At 64.5% G+C, this 21,154-nt stretch carries 22 protein-coding genes; 10 read left to right on the top strand and 12 right to left on the bottom strand.

Annotated features, from left to right (window positions below):
* Nucleotides 1–12: 12 nt before the first annotated feature.
* The 3 genes from NKH63_RS00720 to NKH63_RS00710 all read right to left on the bottom strand — a co-directional run bounded on the left by NKH63_RS00720 (nucleotide 13) and on the right by NKH63_RS00710 (nucleotide 3,414).
* Nucleotides 13–1,635, bottom strand: a complete 1,623-nt coding sequence (locus NKH63_RS00720) for an ABC-F family ATP-binding cassette domain-containing protein (RefSeq protein WP_352917596.1) — start codon at nucleotides 1,633–1,635, stop codon at nucleotides 13–15.
* A gap of 162 nt (nucleotides 1,636–1,797) precedes the next feature.
* Nucleotides 1,798–2,349 carry an isochorismatase family protein gene (locus NKH63_RS00715; protein ID WP_352481631.1) on the bottom strand — a complete coding sequence of 184 codons (552 nt, stop codon included), beginning with the start codon at nucleotides 2,347–2,349 and terminating at the stop codon, nucleotides 1,798–1,800.
* A gap of 159 nt (nucleotides 2,350–2,508) precedes the next feature.
* The gene (locus NKH63_RS00710) at nucleotides 2,509–3,414 is read right to left on the bottom strand and encodes a LysR family transcriptional regulator (protein WP_352481710.1); all 906 of its coding nucleotides are present in this window, start codon (nucleotides 3,412–3,414) and stop codon (nucleotides 2,509–2,511) included.
* A 102-nt stretch (nucleotides 3,415–3,516) separates the two neighbouring features.
* Between NKH63_RS00710 and NKH63_RS00705 the strand changes: the two genes are divergently transcribed.
* From NKH63_RS00705 to NKH63_RS00695, 3 genes are all read left to right on the top strand, one after another.
* The gene (locus tag NKH63_RS00705; RefSeq protein ID WP_352481632.1) at nucleotides 3,517–4,257 is read left to right on the top strand and encodes an SDR family oxidoreductase; all 741 of its coding nucleotides are present in this window, start codon (nucleotides 3,517–3,519) and stop codon (nucleotides 4,255–4,257) included.
* 34 nt (nucleotides 4,258–4,291) lie between these two features.
* Nucleotides 4,292–4,495, top strand: a complete 204-nt coding sequence (locus NKH63_RS00700) for a tautomerase family protein (RefSeq protein ID WP_023718119.1) — start codon at nucleotides 4,292–4,294, stop codon at nucleotides 4,493–4,495.
* Nucleotides 4,496–4,592: 97 nt separating this feature from the next.
* Nucleotides 4,593–5,057, top strand: a complete 465-nt coding sequence (locus tag NKH63_RS00695) for a GFA family protein (RefSeq protein ID WP_352481634.1) — start codon at nucleotides 4,593–4,595, stop codon at nucleotides 5,055–5,057.
* Between the two features lie 39 nt (nucleotides 5,058–5,096).
* Here the strand turns inward: NKH63_RS00695 and NKH63_RS00690 are convergent, their stop codons facing one another.
* From NKH63_RS00690 to NKH63_RS00665, 6 genes are all read right to left on the bottom strand, one after another.
* Entirely contained in the window at nucleotides 5,097–5,867 is a 771-nt protein-coding gene (locus NKH63_RS00690) for an exodeoxyribonuclease III (protein WP_023718117.1), read from the bottom strand.
* 9 nt (nucleotides 5,868–5,876) lie between these two features.
* Nucleotides 5,877–6,521, bottom strand: coding sequence for an alpha/beta hydrolase family protein (locus tag NKH63_RS00685; protein ID WP_352481635.1), 645 nt, complete (start codon nucleotides 6,519–6,521; stop codon nucleotides 5,877–5,879).
* Between the two features lie 214 nt (nucleotides 6,522–6,735).
* Entirely contained in the window at nucleotides 6,736–7,830 is a 1,095-nt protein-coding gene (locus NKH63_RS00680; protein WP_352481636.1) for a tetratricopeptide repeat protein, read from the bottom strand.
* Entirely contained in the window at nucleotides 7,827–8,741 is a 915-nt protein-coding gene (gene ku / locus NKH63_RS00675; RefSeq protein WP_023718114.1) for a non-homologous end joining protein Ku, read from the bottom strand. The genes NKH63_RS00680 and ku overlap by 4 nt, the downstream gene beginning before the upstream one ends.
* A gap of 220 nt (nucleotides 8,742–8,961) precedes the next feature.
* Nucleotides 8,962–11,448 carry a DNA ligase D gene (ligD, locus tag NKH63_RS00670; protein WP_352481637.1) on the bottom strand — a complete coding sequence of 829 codons (2,487 nt, stop codon included), beginning with the start codon at nucleotides 11,446–11,448 and terminating at the stop codon, nucleotides 8,962–8,964.
* Nucleotides 11,449–11,603: 155 nt separating this feature from the next.
* On the bottom strand, nucleotides 11,604–11,828 hold the full coding sequence (locus tag NKH63_RS00665; protein ID WP_023718112.1) for a hypothetical protein: 225 nt from the start codon (nucleotides 11,826–11,828) through the stop codon (nucleotides 11,604–11,606).
* 185 nt (nucleotides 11,829–12,013) lie between these two features.
* Here NKH63_RS00665 and NKH63_RS00660 point away from each other — a divergent pair, with 185 nt between their 5' ends.
* From NKH63_RS00660 to NKH63_RS00635, 6 genes are all read left to right on the top strand, one after another.
* Nucleotides 12,014–13,021, top strand: a complete 1,008-nt coding sequence (locus NKH63_RS00660; RefSeq protein ID WP_023718111.1) for an aldo/keto reductase — start codon at nucleotides 12,014–12,016, stop codon at nucleotides 13,019–13,021.
* 229 nt (nucleotides 13,022–13,250) lie between these two features.
* Nucleotides 13,251–14,201 carry a substrate-binding domain-containing protein gene (locus NKH63_RS00655; protein ID WP_023718110.1) on the top strand — a complete coding sequence of 317 codons (951 nt, stop codon included), beginning with the start codon at nucleotides 13,251–13,253 and terminating at the stop codon, nucleotides 14,199–14,201.
* A 222-nt stretch (nucleotides 14,202–14,423) separates the two neighbouring features.
* On the top strand, nucleotides 14,424–16,007 hold the full coding sequence (locus NKH63_RS00650; protein ID WP_023718109.1) for a sugar ABC transporter ATP-binding protein: 1,584 nt from the start codon (nucleotides 14,424–14,426) through the stop codon (nucleotides 16,005–16,007).
* On the top strand, nucleotides 16,004–17,020 hold the full coding sequence (locus NKH63_RS00645; protein WP_023718108.1) for an ABC transporter permease: 1,017 nt from the start codon (nucleotides 16,004–16,006) through the stop codon (nucleotides 17,018–17,020). Before NKH63_RS00650 ends, NKH63_RS00645 begins: the two co-directional genes overlap by 4 nt.
* 226 nt (nucleotides 17,021–17,246) lie before the next feature.
* On the top strand, nucleotides 17,247–17,615 hold the full coding sequence (locus NKH63_RS00640; protein ID WP_352496058.1) for an endonuclease domain-containing protein: 369 nt from the start codon (nucleotides 17,247–17,249) through the stop codon (nucleotides 17,613–17,615).
* Between the two features lie 108 nt (nucleotides 17,616–17,723).
* Entirely contained in the window at nucleotides 17,724–18,203 is a 480-nt protein-coding gene (locus NKH63_RS00635; RefSeq protein ID WP_023718106.1) for a GNAT family N-acetyltransferase, read from the top strand.
* A gap of 67 nt (nucleotides 18,204–18,270) precedes the next feature.
* Here the strand turns inward: NKH63_RS00635 and NKH63_RS00630 are convergent, their stop codons facing one another.
* The 3 genes from NKH63_RS00630 to NKH63_RS00620 form a co-directional block, all read right to left on the bottom strand.
* Nucleotides 18,271–18,483: a hypothetical protein gene (locus NKH63_RS00630; protein ID WP_352481639.1), complete on the bottom strand. Its 213-nt coding sequence runs from the start codon at nucleotides 18,481–18,483 to the stop codon at nucleotides 18,271–18,273.
* A 102-nt stretch (nucleotides 18,484–18,585) separates the two neighbouring features.
* Nucleotides 18,586–20,217 (bottom strand): chaperonin GroEL, encoded by a 1,632-nt coding sequence (gene groL / locus NKH63_RS00625; RefSeq protein WP_352481640.1) that lies wholly within the window; start codon nucleotides 20,215–20,217, stop codon nucleotides 18,586–18,588.
* Nucleotides 20,218–20,276: 59 nt separating this feature from the next.
* Nucleotides 20,277–20,591: a co-chaperone GroES gene (locus NKH63_RS00620; protein WP_023718103.1), complete on the bottom strand. Its 315-nt coding sequence runs from the start codon at nucleotides 20,589–20,591 to the stop codon at nucleotides 20,277–20,279.
* A gap of 288 nt (nucleotides 20,592–20,879) precedes the next feature.
* Here NKH63_RS00620 and NKH63_RS00615 point away from each other — a divergent pair, with 288 nt between their 5' ends.
* Nucleotides 20,880–21,149 (top strand): usg protein, encoded by a 270-nt coding sequence (locus NKH63_RS00615; protein ID WP_023718102.1) that lies wholly within the window; start codon nucleotides 20,880–20,882, stop codon nucleotides 21,147–21,149.
* The last annotated feature ends 5 nt before the right edge of the window (nucleotides 21,150–21,154 follow it).

The following is a 21,154-nucleotide window of genomic DNA, read 5'->3' as shown; positions in this document are numbered from 1 at the left end:
TGGGTCCGCGCCTCAGCTCCTCAACCCCGGCGCCTCCTGCCCGGTGCGCTCGACATACTCCGTATAGCCGCCGCCATAGGTATGAATCCCCTCGGGCGTCAGTTCCAGCACCCGGTTCGACAGCGCCGCCAGGAAATGCCGGTCATGCGAGACGAACAGCATGGTCCCCTCGTACTGCGACAGTGCCGTGACCAGCATCTCCTTGGTGGCGATGTCGAGGTGGTTGGTCGGCTCGTCCAGCACCAGCAAATTGGGCGGATCGAACAGCATCAGTGCCATCACCAGCCGCGCCTTCTCGCCGCCCGACAGCACGCGGCATTTCTTCTCGATCTCGTCGCCGGAAAAGCCGAAGCAGCCGGCCAGCGCCCTGAGCGGCGCCTGGCCGGCCTGCGGAAACGCGTCTTCCAGCGTCTGGAACACGGTGCGCTCGCCCTCCAGCACTTCCATGGCGTGCTGGGCGAAATAGCCCATCTTGACGCTCGGGCCGCGCGCCACCGTGCCATTATCCGGCTCGGAAGCGCCAGCCACCAGCTTCAGCAGCGTCGACTTGCCGGCGCCGTTGATGCCCATCACGCACCAGCGCTCGCGGCGACGCACCTGAAAATCCAGCCCCTCGTAGATCGAGCGGCTGCCATAGCTTTTGTGGATGTTCTTCAGCGTCACCACGTCCTCGCCGCAGCGCGGCGCCGGCTGGAAGTCGAACGACACTTTCTGGCGGCGCTTGGGCGGCTCGACACGGTCGATCTTGTCCAGCTTCTTCACCCGGCTCTGCACCTGGGCGGCATGTGACGCCCGCGCCTTGAAGCGCTCGATGAAGGCGATCTCCTTGGCCAGCATCGCCTGCTGGCGCTCGAACTGCGCCTGCTGCTGCCGGTCGGCAATCGCCCGCTGCTGCTGGTAGAATTCGTAGTTGCCGGAGTAAGCGGTCAGCGAGCCGCCGTCGATCTCGACCACCTTGTTGACGATGCGGTTCATGAACTCGCGGTCGTGCGAGGTCATCAGCAGCGCGCCGTCATAGTTCTTCAGGAACTGCTCCAGCCAGATCAGACTTTCGAGGTCGAGATGGTTGCTCGGCTCGTCGAGCAGCATGGCGTCGGGCCGCATCAAAAGGATCCTGGCCAGCGCCACGCGCATTTTCCAGCCGCCGGACAGCTTGCCGACATCGCCGTCCATCATCTCCTGGCTGAAGCCGAGCCCGTCCAGCACTTCGCGGGCGCGCCCATCCAGCGCATAGCCGTCGAGCTCCTCGAAACGATGCTGCGCCTCGCCGTAACGGGCGATGATCTCGTCCATTTGGTCGGCCTGGTCAGGGTCGCCCATGGCGTGCTCGAGCTCGCGCATCTCGGCCGCCACTTCGCTCACCGGCCCGGCGCCGTCCATCACTTCGGCGACGGCGCTGCGGCCGGACATGTCGCCGACATCCTGGCTGAAATAGCCGATGGTGACGCCGCGATCGACCGAGACCTGGCCTTCGTCAGGCTGCTCCTCGCCGTCGATCATGCGAAACAGCGTCGTCTTGCCGGCGCCGTTGGGACCGACCAGCCCGACCTTCTCGCCTTTCTGCAAGGCGGCCGAAGCTTCGATGAAGACGATCTGCCTGCCGTTCTGCTTGCTGATGCTTTCGAGACGAATCATGGTTTTCCGGGAAAGGCCAAAGGAGCGTTCCCGCGCCAATACGCGATAGGCCGCGCTTGCGGAAGCCCGCAAGTGGTGAGGTGCCCCGCGCCAAATTGTCTGAACCCGCCAGTTTCTTCCCGGCTGGATCAGGCTTTGACGGCGTAGGGATGAGCCGGCGGATCAGCTATCGGTCAGGGCTTTTGTCGTCACCAGTTTAACCCCGGTGGCGGCAAATGCCGCATTGTGCCGGGCGATGATCTCCGCGGCCGTCTCGCTGGCGGCGTCGAGCGTGCTGTGGGCGTCGGAAACCACCGTGACGCCCAGGCCCGCTGCAAAGGCGCCCTTCACCGTGGCCGCCACGCAGAAATCGGTCTGCGCGCCGATGAGAACGACCTCGCCGGCGCCCTGCCCGGCCACCCATTCTGCAAGGGCTGCATTGCTGAACGCATCGCCGACACGCTTGGCGAAAGTCGGCTCGTCCTCGGCCTGGCCAAGCGCCGGCCACACCGGCCAGCCCGGCTCACCCGGCGCCAGAGGATCGCCCTGCGGGCCGTCGTGCCTGATGAAAGCGACCTTGCGCCCGCTGCGCCGTGCCCATTCGATCAGCGCGCGGGTCCGGGCAACCATGCCGTCGGCATCATGGATCGGCGGCTCGGCAACGCCGTCGAACATGCCGGTCTGAAGGTCGATCACGATGAGCGGTGCGGTGGCCGCGGGGCTGGTCCCTGACATGGATGCGAGCATAGCGTGGGTGGTAGGTGGGTCAAGGATGCTCGGCGCCGCCGTTGAAGCCGCCGATCTCCCCCCTCGTGGGGGAGATGTCCGGCAGGACAGAGGGGGGCGTGAAGTATCGCGGCCCTTCGCAAAGTAGCCCGGCGGCCCCGGTGCATTTCACACCCGGCCCGATGTCCCATCCTCGCCAAAAATCCCGGTCACCCAGTCGATGAACACGCGTACCCGCGGCGCGAGCTGGCGGTTCTGCGGGTAGAGCGCCGACAGCGGTGTCGGCGACGGCGGGTACTCCGGCAGCACTTCGACAAGCGTGCCGCGTGCGAAATCCCCGGCGAAGCGGTAATGCGGCGCCTGCACCAGGCCGAAGCCGAGACGCGCCAGCTCCGCCATCGTGTCGGAGCCGTTGACCGTCACCCGGTTGGGCAGGCTGACATAGCGCAACGCGCCGCCAACGGTGAATTCGAGCGGCATGACCTCGCCGGTCCGCGACGAGCGGAAGCCGACCATCAGATGGCCTTCGAGATCGTCGGGGGTTGCCGGCATGCCGTGCTTTTCGAGATAGGCGGGGCTGGCGCAGGTGACTTCGCGCAATGTTGCCACCCGCCGCACGATCATGCCGCTGTCGGCCTGTTCGCCGGAACGCAGCACGCAGTCGATGCCCTCGCGCACCAGATCGACCAGCCGGTCGCCGTCGCCGATATGCAGGTCGATCCCGGGATAGCGGTCAAGGAACTCGGAGAGCCGCGGCAGGATGAAATGGCGGGCCATGAAGCCATGCACGTCGATCCTCAAAAGGCCCTGCGGCTGCGCCGATTGAAAGCCTGCCTCGGCATCCTCGACATCGGCAAGGATGGCGAGGCAGCGCTGGTAATAGGCCTGGCCGTCCAACGTCGGCGTGACATGGCGCGTGGTGCGTTCGAGCAGCCTGACCCCCAGCCGCGCCTCCAGGCCCTTGATCGCCTCGGTGGCGGTCGATCGCGACATCGACAGATCGGCGGCCGCCGCAGTGAAGCTGCCGCGCTCGATCACACGGGCAAGCAGGCGCATCCGGTCGAGACTGTCCATCGCCATTGTTCGCCATATCCGAATGGTGTTGGCAAGTCCCGGGCGATTATCCCGCAAGATTTATCACCTATTTTCAGTCGACAAAAATTTTGGAGAGCTGACATGATTACGCGGAATGGAAAGGTGGCACTGGTAACCGGCGCCTCGAAGGGCATCGGTGCCGAAATTGCCAGGCGGCTGGCGCGCGACGGCTTTTCGGTCGTCATCAACTATGCCAGAGGCGCAGAAGCCGCCGAAGGCGTGGTGCGCGAGATCGAGGCGGCAGGCGGCACGGCGATCGCAGTTCAAGCCGATGTCGGTGATCCCAAGGGGGTCGCGCATCTGTTCGACGCAGCCGAGCAGGCCTTTGGCGGCCTCGACGTGCTGGTCAACAATGCCGGCATCATGAAGCTCGCGCCGATCGCGCAGACGGACGACGCCGGTTTCGAGCAACAGGTCGCGGTGAACCTCGGCGGCGTCTTCCGCGGCATGCGCGAGGCCGCAAGGCGGCTGCGCGAGGGCGGCCGCATCATCAGCTTCTCGTCCAGCGTGGTCGGGCTCTACCAGCCGACCTACGGTGTCTACGCTGCCACCAAGGCCGGCGTCGAGGCGATGACCCATGTGCTGGCCAAGGAACTCGGGCCGCGCGGCATCACCGTCAATGTCGTGGCGCCGGGGCCGGTGGCCACCGAACTGTTCCTCGGCGGCAAGTCCGAGGCACTGGTCGAAACGATCACCAGGATGATCCCGCTCGGGCGGCTCGGCCAGCCCGCCGACATCGCCGGCGTGGTGTCGTTCCTCGCCGGACCGGACAGCGGCTGGGTCAACGGCCAGGTGCTGCGCGCCAATGGCGGCACGGTCTGACTTTACCTCCAACAATCAACAGGAAATCGACATCATGCCGTTTGCAAATTTCAAGGTGCCTGAGCGCGCGCTGTCCGCCGGACAGAAGGAGGACCTCGTCCACAAGACCACAGCCCTGTTCGTCGAGATGTTCGGCGAAGGCATGCGCCCCTACACGATGGTGCTGATCGAGGAGGTCGCCGATGGCGGCTACGGCCGCGCCGACGTGGTGTTCACGATTCCTGGGGGAAGGACGTGAAGCTGCCGATCTCCTCCCTTCTGGGACCCTCAAGGGTGAGATTGCAGCTTGGCGGTCGCGCGCTAGATCGCTGGCAGAGGCTAAGGCGAGGCCAGCGATGGACGATTGGAAGCTACCTTGGGACGGCGGTTGCTTGTGCGGTGGAATACGCTTTCGCATCAGCGCGCCGCCCTTGCTGACGACGGCGTGTCACTGCACCGGCTGCCAGAAGCTGAGCGCCAGCGCGTATTCCCTGACCATCGCCGTGCCCAGCGACGGTTTCGCCATAACGCAAGGCGAGCCGGTGGTCGGCGGCCTGCACGGCCCGCACCGGCAGCTCTATTGCCCGCACTGCAAGAACTGGATGTTCACGCGTCCGCATGGCCTGGATTTCCTTGTCAACGTGCGCGCGACCATGCTGGACGAGCACCATTGGTATGTGCCCTTCGTCGAAGTCTTCACTTCGGAAAAGCTGCCCTGGGCTTCGACCGCCGCTACCTACAGTTTCGCTACTCAGCCCGACCTTGAGGGATACGCCCCTTTGATCGAGGCGTTCGCCCGCGAAGCGGCGCGGCCAACCTGACTGGTTGCCGCCCGGAAAGGCGGCGCCAGCTTTCGTGCCTCACTTCAACTCCAGCCAGACCGGCGCGTGGTCGCTGGCGCCGACCTCGCCGCGCACGTCGCGGTCGATGCCCGCCGCTACCAGCCGGCGCGACAGCTTCTTGCTGAGCAAGATATGGTCGAGCCGCAGGCCGGCATCGCGCGGCCAGCGATTGCGGCGATAGTCCCAGAATGTGTAGAGCGTCTCCGTCGGGTGCTTCTTGCGCAGCGCATCAAGCCAGCCCTGGTCGAGCAGCCGCTGGAACGATGCCCGGCTTTCCGGCTGCACCAGCGCGTTGTCGTCATAGGAGCGGGTCGGGTAGATGTCGCGCGGCTCGGGCACGATGTTGTAGTCGCCGGCCAGCACCACCGGCAGGCCGGTGTCGAGCAACTGCGCCGCATGCGTCTCCAGCCTTTCGTGCCAGGCCAGCTTGTACTGGAATTTCGGGCCGGGCTGCGGATTGCCGTTCGGCGCGTAGAGGCAGGCGACGAGGATGCCGTTGACCGCCGCTTCGATGTAGCGCGCCTGCTGGTCGCCGTCGTCGCCGGGCAGCGCCTCGCGGGTCAGCACCGGCTCCGAGCCACGCGAAAGGATGGCGACGCCGTTCCAGGTCGGCTGCCCGACCCACACCGCCCCGTAGCCGGCCGCCGCAAGCGCGGTGCGCGGAAACTGCGTCTGCCTGGCCTTGAGCTCCTGCAGGCAGGCGATGTCGGGTTTGGCGGCGGCCAGCCATGCGAGCAGGTTTGGCAGCCGGCCGTTGATGTTGTTGACGTTGAAGGTGGCGATCTTCATCGGCCTGCTTCAGCGCACGATCCGTTCGGTCCACGCCTTCACTGCATCAGCCAGCGTCTTCAGATGATCGGCGGTGGAGAAGCCGGAGATGTTTTTGCGCGGCTTCAGATCATGGTCGCCGTCTTCCAGCCAGAAGATCTCGATTGCGTCGGACAGAGCATAGGTCGCGACCTCGTCTTTGGTCCCGAACTCGTCGCGCGTGCCCTGGAAGACCAATGTCGGCGTCTTCAGATCGGCGAGATGCTTCGTCCGAAGCTGCGTCGGTTTGTCCGGCGGATGGAAGGGATAGCCGAGACACAGCAGCCCTGAAATCTCGCCCTTTGAAAACATCTCGTCGGCGATCATCGAAGCGACGCGTCCGCCCATCGACTTGCCGCCGATGATGAGCGGACCCTTCACGCCCTTCGCCCTGAGATCGGCGATTGCCTTGATATATTCCGGGTTCACCGTCTCGGCGCGCGGCGGCGGCTTGCGATGGCCGTAGCGGCGGGCCGCCATGTAGTGGAACTCGAAGCGCGCAACGCGGAAGCCGGCCTCGGCCAGCGCTTTTGCCGTCGCGGTCATCGAGGGCGAATCCATCGGCGCCCCGGCGCCATGGGCGAGCAGGATGGTGATTGGGGCGGTGTCGGGGCCGTCGAAGAGGAAGGTCGTCATGGGGTGGCCCGCAGATGAAGGCCGAGTTCCTTCGCACCCCCCTCTGTCCTGCCGGCCATCTCCCCCGCAAGGGGGGAGATTGGATGTCGCCATCGCTTTCGCCAATCACCAACGTTGGAAGGCGGGCGGTAAGGAGAAGCTGCCGATCTCCCCCCTTGCGGGGGAGATGTCCGGCAGGACAGAGGGGGGTGTTCAAGCGTGACCAAATGAAGCCCTAACCCGCCGACATCCGCGCCAGCTGCAAATCGACGAACTGGATACCCTTGGCCGCCATACGTGCCCATTCGGAATCCGCGTCGAGTTCGAGGTAGCGCGCCCAGTTCCGCCGCGCTTCGGCTAGATTGCCGGCGTCGAACTCCAGCCTCGCAAGGTTGAACACCGCATCGGCGTACTTCGCATCTAGCGAAATCGCCTTCAGCAGATGCCGCCGAGCCGACGCCACCCGCCCCTCTTCGCTCATCAGCCCGGCAAGATTGAACCATGCCTCGACGAACACCGGGTCGCACTTGATGGCGCGGGCATAGTCGTGCGCCGCCTCGGCCGCGTGGCCGGAGGCGCGCAGGCAGTTGGCGCGGTTGAAGGCGGCGATGGCATCGCTCGGGTCGATGGCTAGGCAGCGCTGGTAGAGTGCCGCGGCCTGCTCGTGGTCTTCAGCCTCTTCCGCCGCCTCGGCATCGGCGAACAGCTCTTCCAGCGTGTCGTCATCCTGCGTTCCCAGATCGAACAGCAGCTGGCCGTTGACTTCGCTCTGGCCGCCCTCGAGATAGATCGCGTCGGCCCGCCCGTGCTGCGAGCCGACATTCAGCGATTTGGCGGTGAGCGAGGCGATCGGGCCGGAGCGATGCACCGACCGCACGATCGCCCCCCATGAGGCGCCGCCGGCGACCAGCCCGGCATATTTGCGGGCGAGGATCAGGTCGCGGAAGGAATACGGTTCGCAATCATGCTCGAAGGCGTCGAACAGCGACAAAAGGTCGAGATCGGCGCCGGTCAGCCGCGACTGATCGATCAGCGACTGCCGCGACAGCGTCGAGGCTTCCGGTGCCTTCATCAACCCGAGCAGCCGCAGGAAGCCGTTCTCGCTGACCAGCCTGCGCCCGGCTGCACGTTCCGCAGCGACGCGGCGCTCGATCTCGATGTCGCCGGCCCTGGCGAGCAACATGCGGCCCAACACGACATGCGTGGTGCGCCGAGTGACGCCGCGCCGCAACTGGCCGTGCTGGCGCGCGACCTCGCGCGCCGCCAGCCTGAGCGGAAAGGCCGCCAGCGCGCCGACGATGCCGAAGACCGTGCCGGCAAGAGCCGTCACGCCTTGCTCTTGCCGACGGCTTTGAGAAGGTTCGCCTTGAGCGGGTTTTCCTTGGCCGCGCCAGCGCCGGCCTTGGCGGATTTCGCCGCAGGCTTGGCTGTTTCATCGGCCTTGCTCTTCGACTTGGCCGGTGGCTTGGCCGACTGCGACAGGCTCGCCTTCAGCGCATCCATGAGATTGATGACGTTGCCGCGCTCAGGTGCCGCCGCGATGATAGGCTTGTGGCCCTTGAGCTTCTCGCGGATCATCGTCATCAACGCGATCTCGTAGCGGTCCTCGTAATTCTTCGGGTCGAAGGTGGTTTCCTTCTGCTTGATCAGCGCTTCGGCCAATTGCAGCATTTCCGGATCGGGGTTTCCGGCCGGGATATTGCCGAAATATTCAGCCGTGCCACGCACTTCGTTCGGATTCCTCAAGGTGCAGACGAACATGCCGTTCTCGCGCGCGCCGATCGTCACCACGCGCTCGCGGCTGGACAGCACAAGGCGGGCGATCGCCAGCTTGCCGGATTTGCGCATCGCTTCGCGCAACACGGCAAAGGTCTCCTCGGCCATTGCGCCATCCGGCGCCAGGTAATAGGGCGCGTCCTGGTAGATGACGTCGACCGAACGCTCGTCGACAAAGGCCTCGATGTTCATCGTATGGTTGGATTCGATGCGCACCGCGTCGAGATCGGTATCGTCGATGATGATGTATTGCTTGTCCTCGTATTCGTAGCCCTTGACCAGGTCCGAACGCTCGACCAACCCGAGTTCAGGGTCGACCGGCTTCATGTTGATGCGGTTGTGCGTCTTCTTGTGCAGCTGGTTGAAGCTGATGCGCTCGCTGGCACTGGTCGCCGGATAGAGCCGGACCGGACAGCTGACCAGACTGAGCTTGAGGTAACCTTTCCAACTTGCCCTGGGCGCCATGAAATACTCCTACGCGGCCTTGTGCTGTCGAACTGTTCGCAGCGCTGTTTCGTCCGGAGGACGAATGCGGCTGCCGAAATCCTACATTGCCCCTTACAATACCGGCAAATCCCTAGCGAAATCTTCCTCCGCTGGGAGCCGCCTGCAGGCAAGAGGTCCGTGGCGAAGAATAATTCAAATTTTCCGGAGCGTCGATGGAGTCTGGGCCGCGCTCGCAGAACTACGTCGCGGTGCCTATCGCCGGCAAATCCCTGGCGAAATCTTCCATGTCGGCCCAAGGGTCGCCTGACGTCGCCAGAAGGCCCGGCAGCGAGGAATAATTCAGATCCTGCGGAGCATCGATGGATTCCAGATCGCTCCAGCTGACCGGCGTCGAGGCCGGCAAATTGGTGCGGGCGCGCAGTGAATAGGGAGCCGCCGAGGTGTGGCCGCGCGCATTGCGGTGAAAATCGATGAAGATGCGCCGCTTGCGGTTGTCCTTGCCCATGGTGGTGGTGAAAGTGTCGGGCGCGGTGGCGGCAAGATGCGTGGAGATGGCGCTGGTCGCCTGGTGCAGTTTCTTCCAGTTCTGCTTTTGCGTCACCGGCACGGTGATGTGGATGCCGTGCCCCCCGGAGGTCTTGGCGAACGGCACCAGCCCTAGCGCTTCCAGCTCGCCCTTAATGTGCACCGCCGCCTCAACCACCTCGCGCCAGGCGATCCCTTCGCCCGGGTCGAGGTCGAAAACGATCAGGTCCGGCTTGTCGAGCCGCGTGCGATGGGTGCCCCAAGTGTGGAACTCGACGACGCCGAACTGCGCCAGAGCCAGATAGCCCTTGGCGTCTTCCACCGAGAGATAGGATTTGGTCTCGCCCTCCGAATTCGTCGCCTCGAAGGTCGCCACCGAGGAAGGCATGCCGGTGAAGGCGTGGCGCTGGAAGAAACAGTCCTGCGGCTTGCCGGTCGGGCAGCGCACCAGCGAGACCGGCCGGCCGAGAATGTGCGGCAGCATGAAATCGCCGACCAGCGCGTAATAGACGGCGATGTCGAGCTTGGTCGGGCCGGTCTTGCCGAACAGCCGCCGCGTCGGGTTGGTCACCCAGATTGTGGCGAGGTCGGCCTCGGCGATCAGCCGCTTGCGCTTGGCCGAAACCGGCGTCGACAGGCCGACGTCACGCAGGCCGCGGAACACGGCATGGCGCAGCGCATTGTCGGTGGTCCGGTTGGCGTAATGGATATGCGCCGAAAGCAGCGGCCGCACCCAGTTCATCTCGCGCATGATCTCGCGCGGAACGCCCTCGGGCGCGGATGCACCGGCCCGCAACGGCTCCAGCCGCGCCAGCAATTCGCCTGCGGTCGCGGCATCGAAGCCGGTGCCGACCTTGCCGCGATAGTGCAGCTCGCCGTCTTCGAATTCGCCGAGGCCAAGTGCAGCGAGTCCCTCGGCCGCGTCGGAGACGGTGTAGCCGGCGATGACAAAGTCGCCGGTCTGGAGCGCCTTGGTCTTGGTCCAGGTTTTGGTGCGGCCGCTCTGGTAGACCGCCGTGGCGCGTTTCGACACCACACCCTCCAGCCCCATCTCGGATGCCTGGTCATAGAGCGCCTGGCCGTCGCCTTCGACATGATCGCTGAGCTGGATGGCGGAGTTGGCGCCGAGACCGGACAGAAGTTGCGAAAGCAGCGCCTTGCGCCGCCGAAGCGGCGCTTTTGTCAGGTCCCAGCCGTCGAGATAGACGAGGTCGAAAGCGTAGAAGTGAAGCTTGTTGCCGGCGCCTTCGGCCAGCGCGTCCTGCAAAAGCGCAAAGCGGCTGATGCCCCTGGCGTCGAGCGCGACGACCTCGCCGTCGATGATCGCCTCCCGGCACGGCAGCCTGGCGAAGGCAAGCGGCAGGTCGCCATAGCGCTTCGTCCAGTCGAGGCCGGCGCGGGTGATCAGCCTGACCGCACCGTCGGCCAGGTGCGCCATGGTGCGGTAGCCGTCGAACTTGATCTCGTGCAGCCATTCCTCTCCAGTATCCTCACCGCCCGGCGGCTTGGCCACGGAGGTCGCCAGCTGCGGCTCGATCCGGGAAGGCGGCGGCGCCTTGACGGCGCCCGGCAAAGCGCCGGGTTTCAGCACCACCGGCTTGGCAGGTTTGGCGGCAGGCTTCGGCGGTGCCACCAGTTCCTCAATACGACGGCCGGATTTGACGCTTTCCGGCCGGGCTTCCAGTATGTCGAGCGTGGCATCGGCGGCGAGATCGCGCTCCTTGAACAGCAGCCAGTTCTTCTTGCCCTCATCCTCGCCGGGCTTCGGTTTCAGCCGCGTCAGCATCCAGCCGCCATTGAGCTTCTCGCCGGCGAGCCGGAACTTGAAGGAGCCGGTGCGCAGGCTCTTTTCGACGTCGTCCATCGGCGCCCAGACGCCGGTGTCCCAGACGATCATCGGTCCGCCGCCATATTCGCCTTCGGGAATGACGCCCTCGAAATCGATATATTCGAGCGGATGGTCCTCGGTCTCGACCGCCAGCCTTTTGTCGGCCGGGTTCAGCGACGGGCCGCGCGGCACCGCCCAGCTCTTCAGCACGTCGCCGACCTGCAGGCGCAAATCATAGTGATCGGCGGTGGCGTGGTGCTTGTGGACGACGAAGCGGTTGCCTTCACCGGCAGCCAGGCCACCGGCCGGTTCCGGCGTCCTCGTGAACTCGCGCTTGGCGCGATAGGCCTTGAGCTTCGAAGGAGCTGGCATGGACTAGGCGTAGGTGGTGGGCAAAAGCAACGAACGCAGCATCAAAATCCCATCGCAGCGGCGCTCCAATGTCACGGCATGGATCCCAGGGTCTCCGCGACGTCGCTTCGCTCCTGCTCCGCCCTGGGATGACGAAGGATGGGAGGTCACGCCGCTCAATCGTCGGTGGCCGGCGTCAATTCGAGCTCGGCCGGCGACAGGCCCTGCTGCAGCTGGCTGAGCCGGAATTCGTCGACCCAATAGGCCTCGCCGTCGACCAGCACCCGCGCACTGTAGCCGCCGGCGGAAAAACGCTGCGCGGTGATGTAGACCTTGTGGCGGTCGAGCGCCTTGCGCACCGCGGCGCGCTTGGATTTCTGGCTGGTGACGGAACTGGCCATGCTGGTTACTCACGCACAAAGCCGCAAGGCGGCATGCCTAAGGATGGCCGAGAGCGGGTCGGCTGTCAATTTGGCGGCCGCTGCGAGCCCTCGCGCGGTGGCGTCTCTGGCTCTGTGGAAACCGAGCCGGCGCGCTATATTGAACGTGGCGGCTTGGAACGCGATGCTGACCTGGAGAACTTCACATGACGTTGACGACACGCAAACTCGGCGGCCAGGGGCTGCAGGTTTCCATGATCGGCCTCGGCTGCATGGGCATGAGCCAGTCCTACGGCCCGGCCGACGAGGCGGAATCGACCGCCACGCTGCACCGCGCCATCGAACTCGGCTGCACCTTCCTCGACACTGCGGAAGTCTATGGGCCGCACGCTAACGAGGAACTGCTCGGCCGCGCGCTGCAGGGCCGGCGCGATGAGGTGACGATCGCGACGAAATTCGGCTTTCGCATCGAAAACGGCAAGCAAGTCGGCACCGAGCGCGACAGCCGGCCGGAGCATATCCGCGAGGCTGTCGAAGGTTCGCTGAGGAGGCTAGCCAGCGACCACGTCGACCTCCTCTATCAGCACCGCGTCGATCCGGCGGTACCGATCGAGGAGGTGGCGGGTGCTGTCGGCGAGCTGATTGCTCAGGGCAAGGTCCGCTTCTTCGGCCTCTCGGAGGCCGGCGCCGCCAATATCCGCCGGGCGCATGCCGTGCATCCGGTGTCGGCAGTGCAGAGCGAATACTCGCTGTGGGAGCGCAATCTCGAGCCGGAAATCATTCCCCTGCTGAAGGAGCTCGGCATCGGCCTGGTGCCGTTCTCGCCGCTCGGCCGCGGTTTTCTCACCGGCGATGTCAGGCGCGCCGAAGACTATCCAGAGGGCGATTACCGGCGCGGCGATCCGCGCTACCAGGGCGCCAACTATGACGCCAACATGCAGGCGGCAGCCACGGTACTCGACATCGCCGCGGCCAAGCGCGTCAAGCCAGGCCAGATCGCGCTGGCCTGGCTGCTCCACAAGGGGAGCGACTTCGGCATCGACATCGTGCCGATCCCCGGCACCAAGCGCAGAAAATATCTCGAGGAGAACGTCGCCGCGGCTTCGATCAGGCTCGACGCCGCCGAGATGCAGGTGCTCGACGACGCGCTGGCGCCGGGCAAGGTCGCCGGTCCGCGCTACGGCGAGCGCACCATGGTGATGATCGATCGGTAGGTCTTGCCTTCTCCCGTTCTTGCGCAAAGCTCCGGCCTTGGCTAGCATCCGCCGGCAGGCACCGAGCGGAGGAGAACGTCGCGGTGGACCGGCTGGAGCGCCGTTGCGTCCCTTCAAACACGAGTTGGGCGCTCGAAGGACACTCCATTTTTGAATCGACGCAAGGAACCTTCCGGAAAACCCATTCCGGTTTCGGGGTCGTGCGCTCATCTGGGAGGAGACTAAATTGATCAACAGACGTGAATTCCTGCTGTCGACCGCGGCGATGGGCGCCTTGGCGCTGGCCGCTCCGCAATTGGCTTTCGCCCAGGACAAGCTGACCATCCTCGGTTCGGTGCCGAGCCTCGGCTTTCCGTTCTTCGTGCACATGCTGAACCAGATCAAGGCTGAGGCGCAGGCGCAAGGCGTCAACCTGGTCGAGAGCGACGGCCAGAATTCGGCGCCCAAGCAGACCGCCGACATCGAGGCGGCACTGGTGCAAAAGGTCAACGCCATCGTCATCTCGCCGCTCGACGTCAACGCGCTGGCCCCAGCCATCGAGGAAGCGGTGAAGGCCGGCGTTCCCGTCGTCACTATCGACCGCCGCGTCGAGGGCGTCGAAGGCATCCTCGCCCATGTCGGCGCCGACAATGTCAAGGGCGGCGAGGCCGAAGCACAGGCCATGGTGGCGGCGTTCCCGAACGGCGCCAAGATCTTCCATCTGCAGGGCCAGCCCGGTGCCGGCCCGGCGATCGACCGCAACAAGGGTGTGCACAACGTCCTTGATCCCATGAAGGACAAGTACCAGATCATCTTCGAGCAGACCGCCAACTTCGCCCGCGCCGAGGCGCTGTCCGTCACCGAGGCCGGCCTTGCCGCCAACGGCAAGCCCGACGCGATCATCTGCGCCAATGACGACATGGCGCTTGGCGCGGTTGAAGCCTGCGCGGCGCGCAACTTCACCGACGTCAAGATCTACGGCTTCGACGCGCTTCCCGAAGCGTTGGTCGCTGTGCGCGACGGCAAGCTGGCCGGCACGGTCGAGCAATTCCCCGGCGAGCAGTCGCGCACCGCCGTGCAGATCGCGGTCGCCTACGCCAGGGACAAGACCGAGCCGAAGGAAAAGCTGGTGCTTTTGACGCCGATCGTCATCGGCAAGGACAATCTCGACAAGGCGGAGAGGCTGGGCGAGACGAAGTAGGCGAAGCCGGCGGGACAGCACCCCCCTCTGGCCTGCCGGCCATCTCCCCCTTCAAGGGGGAGATTGGATGTTACCCGGGCTTTCGCTAATTTTCGATCTTGCAGAAGAAGCGAGGCCAACGAGGCTGCCAATCTCCCCACTTGAGGGGGAGATGGCCGGCAGGACAGAGGGGGGTGCTGTCCCGCCAGCCTTGCGTACAACCGAATGATCGAGGAGCAAACTTTGCCCAAGGCAGCCGCTATTGTGCCCTCCCCCGCCCTGCTCACCGTCGAGGGCGTGACCAAGCGCTTTGCCGGCGTCACCGCGCTGAACGACGTTTCGCTCGAAGTCCGCCCCGGCGAGATACTCGGCCTGCTCGGCGAGAACGGCGCCGGCAAATCGACGCTGCTCAAGATCCTGTCCGGCGTGATGCCGCCGTCCAGCGGTCGCATCGTCTTCGACGGCGTCGAATTCAATCCGCACAATCCGCAGGATGCGAAACGCCACGGCATCGTTACCATCTACCAGGAACTGAGCCTGATCCCGACGCTGACCGTGGCGGAGAATATTTTCATCGGCCGCGCACCGCTCGGCCGGTTCGGGCTGGTCAGTTGGCGGCGAATGGAGGAAGATTCCCGCGCGATCATCGCTCGTGTCGGCCTCGATCTCGACCCGGCGACGCCGGTTTCCGCACTGTCGGTGGCCGAACAGCAGCTGGTCGAGATCGCCCGCGCGCTATCGCTGAAGAGCCGCTTGATCATCATGGACGAGCCGACCTCGGCGCTGACCGAAACCGAAGTGCAGAAGCTGATGGCGATTATGGGCCGGCTGCGCAAAGACGGCGTCGCCATCATGTTCGTCACCCACCGGCTGGAGGAGGCATCGGCAATCTGCGACCGTATGACGGTGCTGCGCGACGGCAGGCTGGCCGGCCATCTCGACCGCGAAGGTGGGCCGATCAAACTGCCGAAGATCATCGAGAAGATGGTCGGCCGCGCCGCTTCCGAGCTCTATGCGAGGCCGACGCAGCGCGATGTCGCCGGCGACGTCCGGCTCTCGGTGCGCGGCCTGCGCACGGTGCGCGATCCGCAGGCGCCGCACGCCATCGTGCTCGAAGGCGTCGATCTCGACCTCAAGGCGGGCGAAATCCTCGGCGTCGCCGGGCTCGTCGGTTCCGGCCGCACCGAGCTCGCCCGCGCCATCTTCGGCGCCGACCGCATTGCCGCCGGCACCATCAGGCTCGATGGCAGGCCGATCGCGCCGGCCTCACCCGCCGATGCCATCGAGCTCGGCATCGGCCTGGTGCCGGAAGACCGCAAGCACCAGGCGATCTTCGCCGCACTCGCCATCCTCACCAATTTCTCGATCGCCGCGCTCGACCGCTACTCCAATGTCGGTTTCATGGCCGAGCGGCGCGAGCGAGAAGCGCTGGCGAACTACAGGAAGATGCTGTCGATCCGCATGGCCTCGCCCGAGCAGGCGATCGAGGGACTGTCCGGTGGCAATCAGCAGAAGGTCATCCTTGCCCGCTGGCTGGCACGCGATCCCAAGGTGCTGATCGTCGATGAACCGACGCGCGGCGTCGACGTCGGCGCCAAGGCGGAGGTTCATCAGATCCTGGTAGAGCTCGCTGCGCGCGGCATCGCCATCATGATGATCTCGTCCGAGCTGCCCGAAGTGCTTGCCGTGTCGGACAGGATCGTCACCATGCGGCGCGGGCGCATCACCGGCGAGATGCCTGGCATCGAGGCGACCGAGGAGAAACTGATGGAACTGATGGCGCTCGACCAGAAGCAGGAAGCCCAGAATCAGGAAGCAACGCAATGACCAGCACGACCGAACGGAGCCAGCGCGGCGGCGTCAATCTTGCGCGCCTGCTGATGAGCTTCGGCCCGCTGATGTTCCTGGCGGTGCTGATCGTCGTCTTCACCGTGCTGAAGCCGAGCTTCATCGACCCGATCAACCTGTTCAACATCATGCGCCAGATCTCGATCACCGGCCTGATCGCGCTAGGCATGACCTTCGTTATCCTCACCGCCGGCATCGACCTGTCGGTCGGCTCGCTGCTCGCCTTCTGCGGCATGGTCGCGGCGGTGGTGGCCAAGGGCGGCACCGCCAACACGCTGTCGCTGTCGACAACGGGCACGCTGGGCTATGGCTGGTTCGCCGCCCTTCTCGCCGCCGTCGTCGTCGGCGCCGTGGCCGGCGGTGTCCAGGGCTTTGCCATCACCAGGCTGAAAGTACCGCCCTTCGTCGTCACGCTCGGCGGCCTCACCGTGTTTCGCGGCCTAACGCTGACGATCTCCAATGGCGGCCCGATCTCCGGCTTCGACGCCTCGATGCGCTGGTTCGGTACCGGCCTGATCGGCCCGGTGCCGGTGCCGGCGATCATCTTCGCGATTGCCGCAATCCTGTGCCACATCGTGCTGCGCTACACGCGCTACGGTCGCGCCGTCTACGCCGTCGGCGGCAATGCCGAGGCCGCGCGGCTCTCCGGCCTGCGCGTCGACCGCATCCTGATCTCGGTCTACATCATCGTCGGCTTCTTCGCCGGCCTTGCCGCCTTCGTTTTGTCGGCGCGGCTCAACTCCTCCGAAGCCGTCGCCGGCATCGGCTACGAGCTGACGGTGATCTCGGCGGTCGTCATCGGCGGCACCTCGCTGTTCGGCGGCATCGGCAGCGTCGGCGGCACGGTGGTCGGTGCAGGGCTGATCGGCGTCCTGCAGAACGGGCTGCAATTCAACAACGTCTCGTCATACACGCAAAGCATCGTCATCGGCCTGATCCTCATCCTCGCCGTCGCCTTCGACCGCTGGCTGAAATCGCGGGTAAGGCGGTGATCCAGGTCAGGTCGGCGGGACAGCACCCCCCTCTGTCCTGCCGGACATCTCCCCCTCAAGGGGGGAGATCGGATGTCGCTCCAGCTTTCGCCACTCTCCAAAGAAGCGCGCTTTCGGCGAAGCTGCCAATCTCCCCACTTGAGGGGGAGATGTCCGGCAGGACAGAGGGGGGTGTTCAAGCGCAGCGGAGAGGGATAGGCAAGTTTCGCGCTGAGGAACAGAAGTAGTGAACCACTATCCCGTACCTCCCCGTAGTCGCGGCAATGCGCGCAAGATGCGCAAGGCCATGACGGATGCCGAGCTGAAGCTCTGGAATGAGGTCCGGGCGCATCGTCTCATGGGACTGCCATTTCGGCGCCAGATGCCCATCGCCGGCTTTATCGTCGATTTTGCCTGTCCGGACAAAAAACTCATTGTCGAGTTGGACGGCTCTCAGCATGCTGAGGCCGAAGCTTCGGCATCGGATGCAGCAAGAAGCGCGAGCCTTGAAGCGCTGGGCTGGACTATCCTGCGCTTCTGGAACGACGACGTCATTCGCGATATCGACAATGTCTGCCAGCACATAGTCATGACGGCCGGCGCGGATGTGCGCTGAACTCGGCCGTGCAGGATCGGCGGGACAGCACCTCTCTGTCCTGCCGAACATCTCCGCTCAAAAGGGGCAGGTTTCTGAGGCGAGGTGCCAATGACCCAAATAAGAACCATGACCGAACAGGACGTGCCCTCGGTATCGCGGCTGCTGGGCCAATCCTGGCGCCACACCTATTCGCCAATCCTGGGTGCCGAGACCACGGCACGGCTGTCGGATGAGAAGCACGCGCCGGAGCGGCTGGTGACCGAGCTCGGGGACGACAGCAAGATGTGGTTCGTGGCCGAGCGGGCGGACGGCTCGCTCGCCGGCTACGCGATGGCCGCGATGGGCAACAAGGGCGATGTCATGCTCGAGCGGCTCCATATCGACAAAAGCGAGTACGGCACCGGGCTGGCGGCCGATCTTTTGCACGCGGTTCTTGCAGCGCATGCGGGGATTCCCAGCATCGCGCTGGAGGTGATCGAGGGCAACGACCGGGCAATCGCCTTTTATCGCAAGCACGGTTTCGAAGTGGTCGAGCGCCGGCCGGCTGCACACGGGGTGGGCGGCCACGCCTCGCTGATTATGCGCCGGTTACTACCGATGGCTTAGAGCGCTGTCGGCGAAGCTGCCAATTTCCCCACTAGAGCAGGCAATCGCGCATCCGCGCCGCGATCATTTACGCTCTTTCCTTGCCGGCTCCCACGCGTTGAGCCGACAGAAACATCAGCGTGTAGGCAGCCTTGCGGCGGTCCCAGCCGGCCGACTCGGCCATATCCAGCAGGCCGTCGACCAAAGGCGCCAGCGCCGCCCTGCAATCGGTTTCATAGTTGAAATCGTTCTTCGGGCGGGTCGGCGCCGCGATCTTCCCAAAACTGTCCATCATATCCATGGCAACACCTGCTCAGCATTCGACCCGAACCGGCAAGCCCGTGCCCGCGTTGGCGGACAGGGCCCATCTGCCGTTTCGAAATCTCGCTTTGAAAGCCTGATCTTAGAAGTCCATGCCGCCACCGCCGGGCATCGGAGGCATGGGCGTTTCCTTCTTCGGCTTCTCGGCCACCATCGCCTCGGTCGTCACCAGCAGGCCGGCAACAGAGGCGGCACCCTGCAGCGCAGTGCGAACGACCTTGGCCGGATCGATGACGCCCTGCCCGTACAGGTCGCCGAACTCGTTGGTCTGGGCGTTCCAGCCACAGCCGAAGTCGGTCGTCTCGCGCAGCTTGCCGACGATGATCGAACCTTCCGCACCGGCGTTCTCGGCGATCTGGCGCACCGGCGCTTCGATGGCGCGACGCACGATGTCGACACCGGTCTTCTGATCGGGATTGTCGACGACAACGTTATCGAGCGCCTTCGCCGCCCTCAGCAGCGCCACGCCGCCGCCGGGCAGGATACCCTCCTCGACCGCCGCGCGTGTGGCATGCATGGCGTCGTCGACGCGATCCTTGCGCTCCTTGACCTCGATCTCGGTCGAGCCTCCGACGCGGATGACGGCGACACCGCCAGCGAGCTTGGCTAACCGCTCCTGCAGCTTCTCGCGGTCGTAGTCGGAGGTGGTTTCCTCGATCTGCGCCTTGATTTGGCTGATGCGCGCCTGGATTTCATCCTTGCGGCCGGCACCGTCGACGATGGTGGTGTTCTCCTTCTCGATCAGCACCTTCTTGGCGCGGCCGAGCATCTCCAGTGTGACGTTCTCGAGCTTGATGCCGAGGTCTTCCGAGATCGCCGTGCCGCCGGTCAGGATGGCGATGTCTTCGAGCATGGCCTTGCGGCGGTCACCGAAGCCCGGCGCCTTGACGGCCGCAACCTTCAGGCCGCCGCGCAATTTGTTGACGACCAGCGTCGCCAGCGCCTCGCCTTCGACGTCCTCGGCGATGATCAACAGCGGCTTGCCGGATTGCACGGCGGTTTCGAGCACAGGAAGCATGGCCTGCAGGTTGGACAGCTTCTTTTCGTGGATCAGCACATAGGGTTCTTCGAGTTCGACGCGCATCTTATCCTGGTTGGTGATGAAATAGGGCGAGAGGTAGCCACGGTCGAACTGCATGCCTTCGACCACTTCCAACTCAGTCTCAGCGGTCTTGGCTTCCTCGACAGTGATGACACCCTCATTGCCAACCCTTTCCATCGCCTCTGCGAGGAAGCGGCCGATCTCGGCATCGCCATTGGCAGAGATGGCGGCGACCTGGGCGATCTCGTCGTTCCTGGTCACCTTGCGGGCATTGGATTTCAGGTCGGCGACGACGGCGTCGACCGCCTTGTCGATGCCGCGCTTCAAATCCATCGGGTTCATGCCGGCAGCGACCGCCTTGGCCCCTTCCCTGACGATGGCCTGAGCAAGAATCGTCGCGGTCGTGGTGCCATCGCCTGCGGTGTCGCTGGTCTTCGAGGCGACCTCGCGCACCATCTGCGCGCCCATGTTCTCGAACTTGTCCTCGAGCTCGATTTCTTTGGCGACAGTCACGCCGTCCTTGGTGATGCGCGGCGCGCCGAACGACTTATCGAAGACGACATTGCGGCCCTTTGGACCGAGCGTTACCTTCACCGCATTGGCGAGAATATCGACGCCGCGCAGCATTTTCTCGCGGGCTTCGGTATGAAATTTCACATCTTTGGCAGCCATTGGATCACTCCTTCGAATAGGCAGCTTTTCGTTGACTGGAATGCTTGTTCAGGCCCCCCTCAGGCAGCCCTCTTCATCTCGCCGGCGCCCTCGATAACGCCCAGCACGTCGCTCTCTTTCATGATGAGCAGATCCTCGCCATTGAGCTTGATCTCGGTGCCGGACCATTTGCCAAACAGGATGCGGTCGCCGACCTTGACATCGAGCGGCTGCAATTGGCCGCTGTCGTCGCGCGCACCGGGGCCGGCGGCAATGACCTCGCCCTCCTGCGGCTTCTCCTTGGCAGTGTCGGGGATGATGATGCCGCCGGCGGTCTTCTCGTCGACCTCGATACGGCGGACCAGGATACGGTCGTGCAATGGACGGAACGTCATGTCGTTCTCCTCTCGGGACAAACAGATTTTCGAAGATCCTCCTGACCGGACCGGCAATATCGGCCCGGCACGGGGTGCGCGACCCCTTCATCAGGCATCGCGCGCATACGAACTAGTCGCGCTTTTTTCTGCTTTCAAGAGGGTCACGCAAAAATTTTAGCACTCGATCAATGAGAGTGCCAATGTACTGTAATTGCTTGCACATTCGTCGCTCTCCCGACGCGACTGGAACCTATGTGGAACAAGAGGCGTTTTCGCGGACGGAGATTTCAACGGAAGGAAGATTGCATGACCAGCAGGGACTTTCAGCTCCAGATGCAAGGGTTTGGCCTCACCACGGCGGAGATCCATTACCGCCTACCCGATCATCGAAGCCTGCTGCAGCTCTATATCTGGCAGGAATACGATATCGCCCCTGATTTCCCGACGCTGAAGCATTTCCTTGATTTCTGGGAGCGCGAGATCGAAGGCCCGTTGCATTCGGTGCGCGTCGCCCATCATCACCTGATCCAGCCCTCCGAATGGCGGGCCGTAAACGGCATCATCACCGTCCACTAAAGAGC

Source organism: Mesorhizobium sp. M0960 (assembly GCF_040319055.1).
Lineage (GTDB): Bacteria > Pseudomonadota > Alphaproteobacteria > Rhizobiales > Rhizobiaceae > Mesorhizobium.
Note: the sequence above shows the minus strand (reverse complement) of the source record. Positions and strands in the feature narration are given on the sequence as shown.

Excerpts from the sequence above, each read along its gene's own strand:
- NKH63_RS00720 (WP_352917596.1), bottom strand. The coding sequence starts at position 1,635 with ATGATTCGTCTCGAAAGCATCAGCAAGCAGAACGGCAGGCAGATCGTC.
- NKH63_RS00715 (WP_352481631.1), bottom strand. The coding sequence starts at position 2,349 with ATGTCAGGGACCAGCCCCGCGGCCACCGCACCGCTCATCGTGATCGAC.
- NKH63_RS00710 (WP_352481710.1), bottom strand. The coding sequence starts at position 3,414 with ATGGACAGTCTCGACCGGATGCGCCTGCTTGCCCGTGTGATCGAGCGC.
- NKH63_RS00705 (WP_352481632.1), top strand. The coding sequence starts at position 3,517 with ATGATTACGCGGAATGGAAAGGTGGCACTGGTAACCGGCGCCTCGAAG.
- NKH63_RS00700 (WP_023718119.1), top strand. The coding sequence starts at position 4,292 with ATGCCGTTTGCAAATTTCAAGGTGCCTGAGCGCGCGCTGTCCGCCGGA.
- NKH63_RS00695 (WP_352481634.1), top strand. The coding sequence starts at position 4,593 with ATGGACGATTGGAAGCTACCTTGGGACGGCGGTTGCTTGTGCGGTGGA.
- NKH63_RS00690 (WP_023718117.1), bottom strand. The coding sequence starts at position 5,867 with ATGAAGATCGCCACCTTCAACGTCAACAACATCAACGGCCGGCTGCCA.
- NKH63_RS00685 (WP_352481635.1), bottom strand. The coding sequence starts at position 6,521 with ATGACGACCTTCCTCTTCGACGGCCCCGACACCGCCCCAATCACCATC.
- ku (WP_023718114.1), bottom strand. The coding sequence starts at position 8,741 with ATGGCGCCCAGGGCAAGTTGGAAAGGTTACCTCAAGCTCAGTCTGGTC.
- ligD (WP_352481637.1), bottom strand. The coding sequence starts at position 11,448 with ATGCCAGCTCCTTCGAAGCTCAAGGCCTATCGCGCCAAGCGCGAGTTC.
- NKH63_RS00665 (WP_023718112.1), bottom strand. The coding sequence starts at position 11,828 with ATGGCCAGTTCCGTCACCAGCCAGAAATCCAAGCGCGCCGCGGTGCGC.
- NKH63_RS00660 (WP_023718111.1), top strand. The coding sequence starts at position 12,014 with ATGACGTTGACGACACGCAAACTCGGCGGCCAGGGGCTGCAGGTTTCC.
- NKH63_RS00645 (WP_023718108.1), top strand. The coding sequence starts at position 16,004 with ATGACCAGCACGACCGAACGGAGCCAGCGCGGCGGCGTCAATCTTGCG.
- NKH63_RS00635 (WP_023718106.1), top strand. The coding sequence starts at position 17,724 with ATGACCGAACAGGACGTGCCCTCGGTATCGCGGCTGCTGGGCCAATCC.
- NKH63_RS00630 (WP_352481639.1), bottom strand. The coding sequence starts at position 18,483 with ATGGATATGATGGACAGTTTTGGGAAGATCGCGGCGCCGACCCGCCCG.
- groL (WP_352481640.1), bottom strand. The coding sequence starts at position 20,217 with ATGGCTGCCAAAGATGTGAAATTTCATACCGAAGCCCGCGAGAAAATG.
- NKH63_RS00620 (WP_023718103.1), bottom strand. The coding sequence starts at position 20,591 with ATGACGTTCCGTCCATTGCACGACCGTATCCTGGTCCGCCGTATCGAG.
- NKH63_RS00615 (WP_023718102.1), top strand. The coding sequence starts at position 20,880 with ATGACCAGCAGGGACTTTCAGCTCCAGATGCAAGGGTTTGGCCTCACC.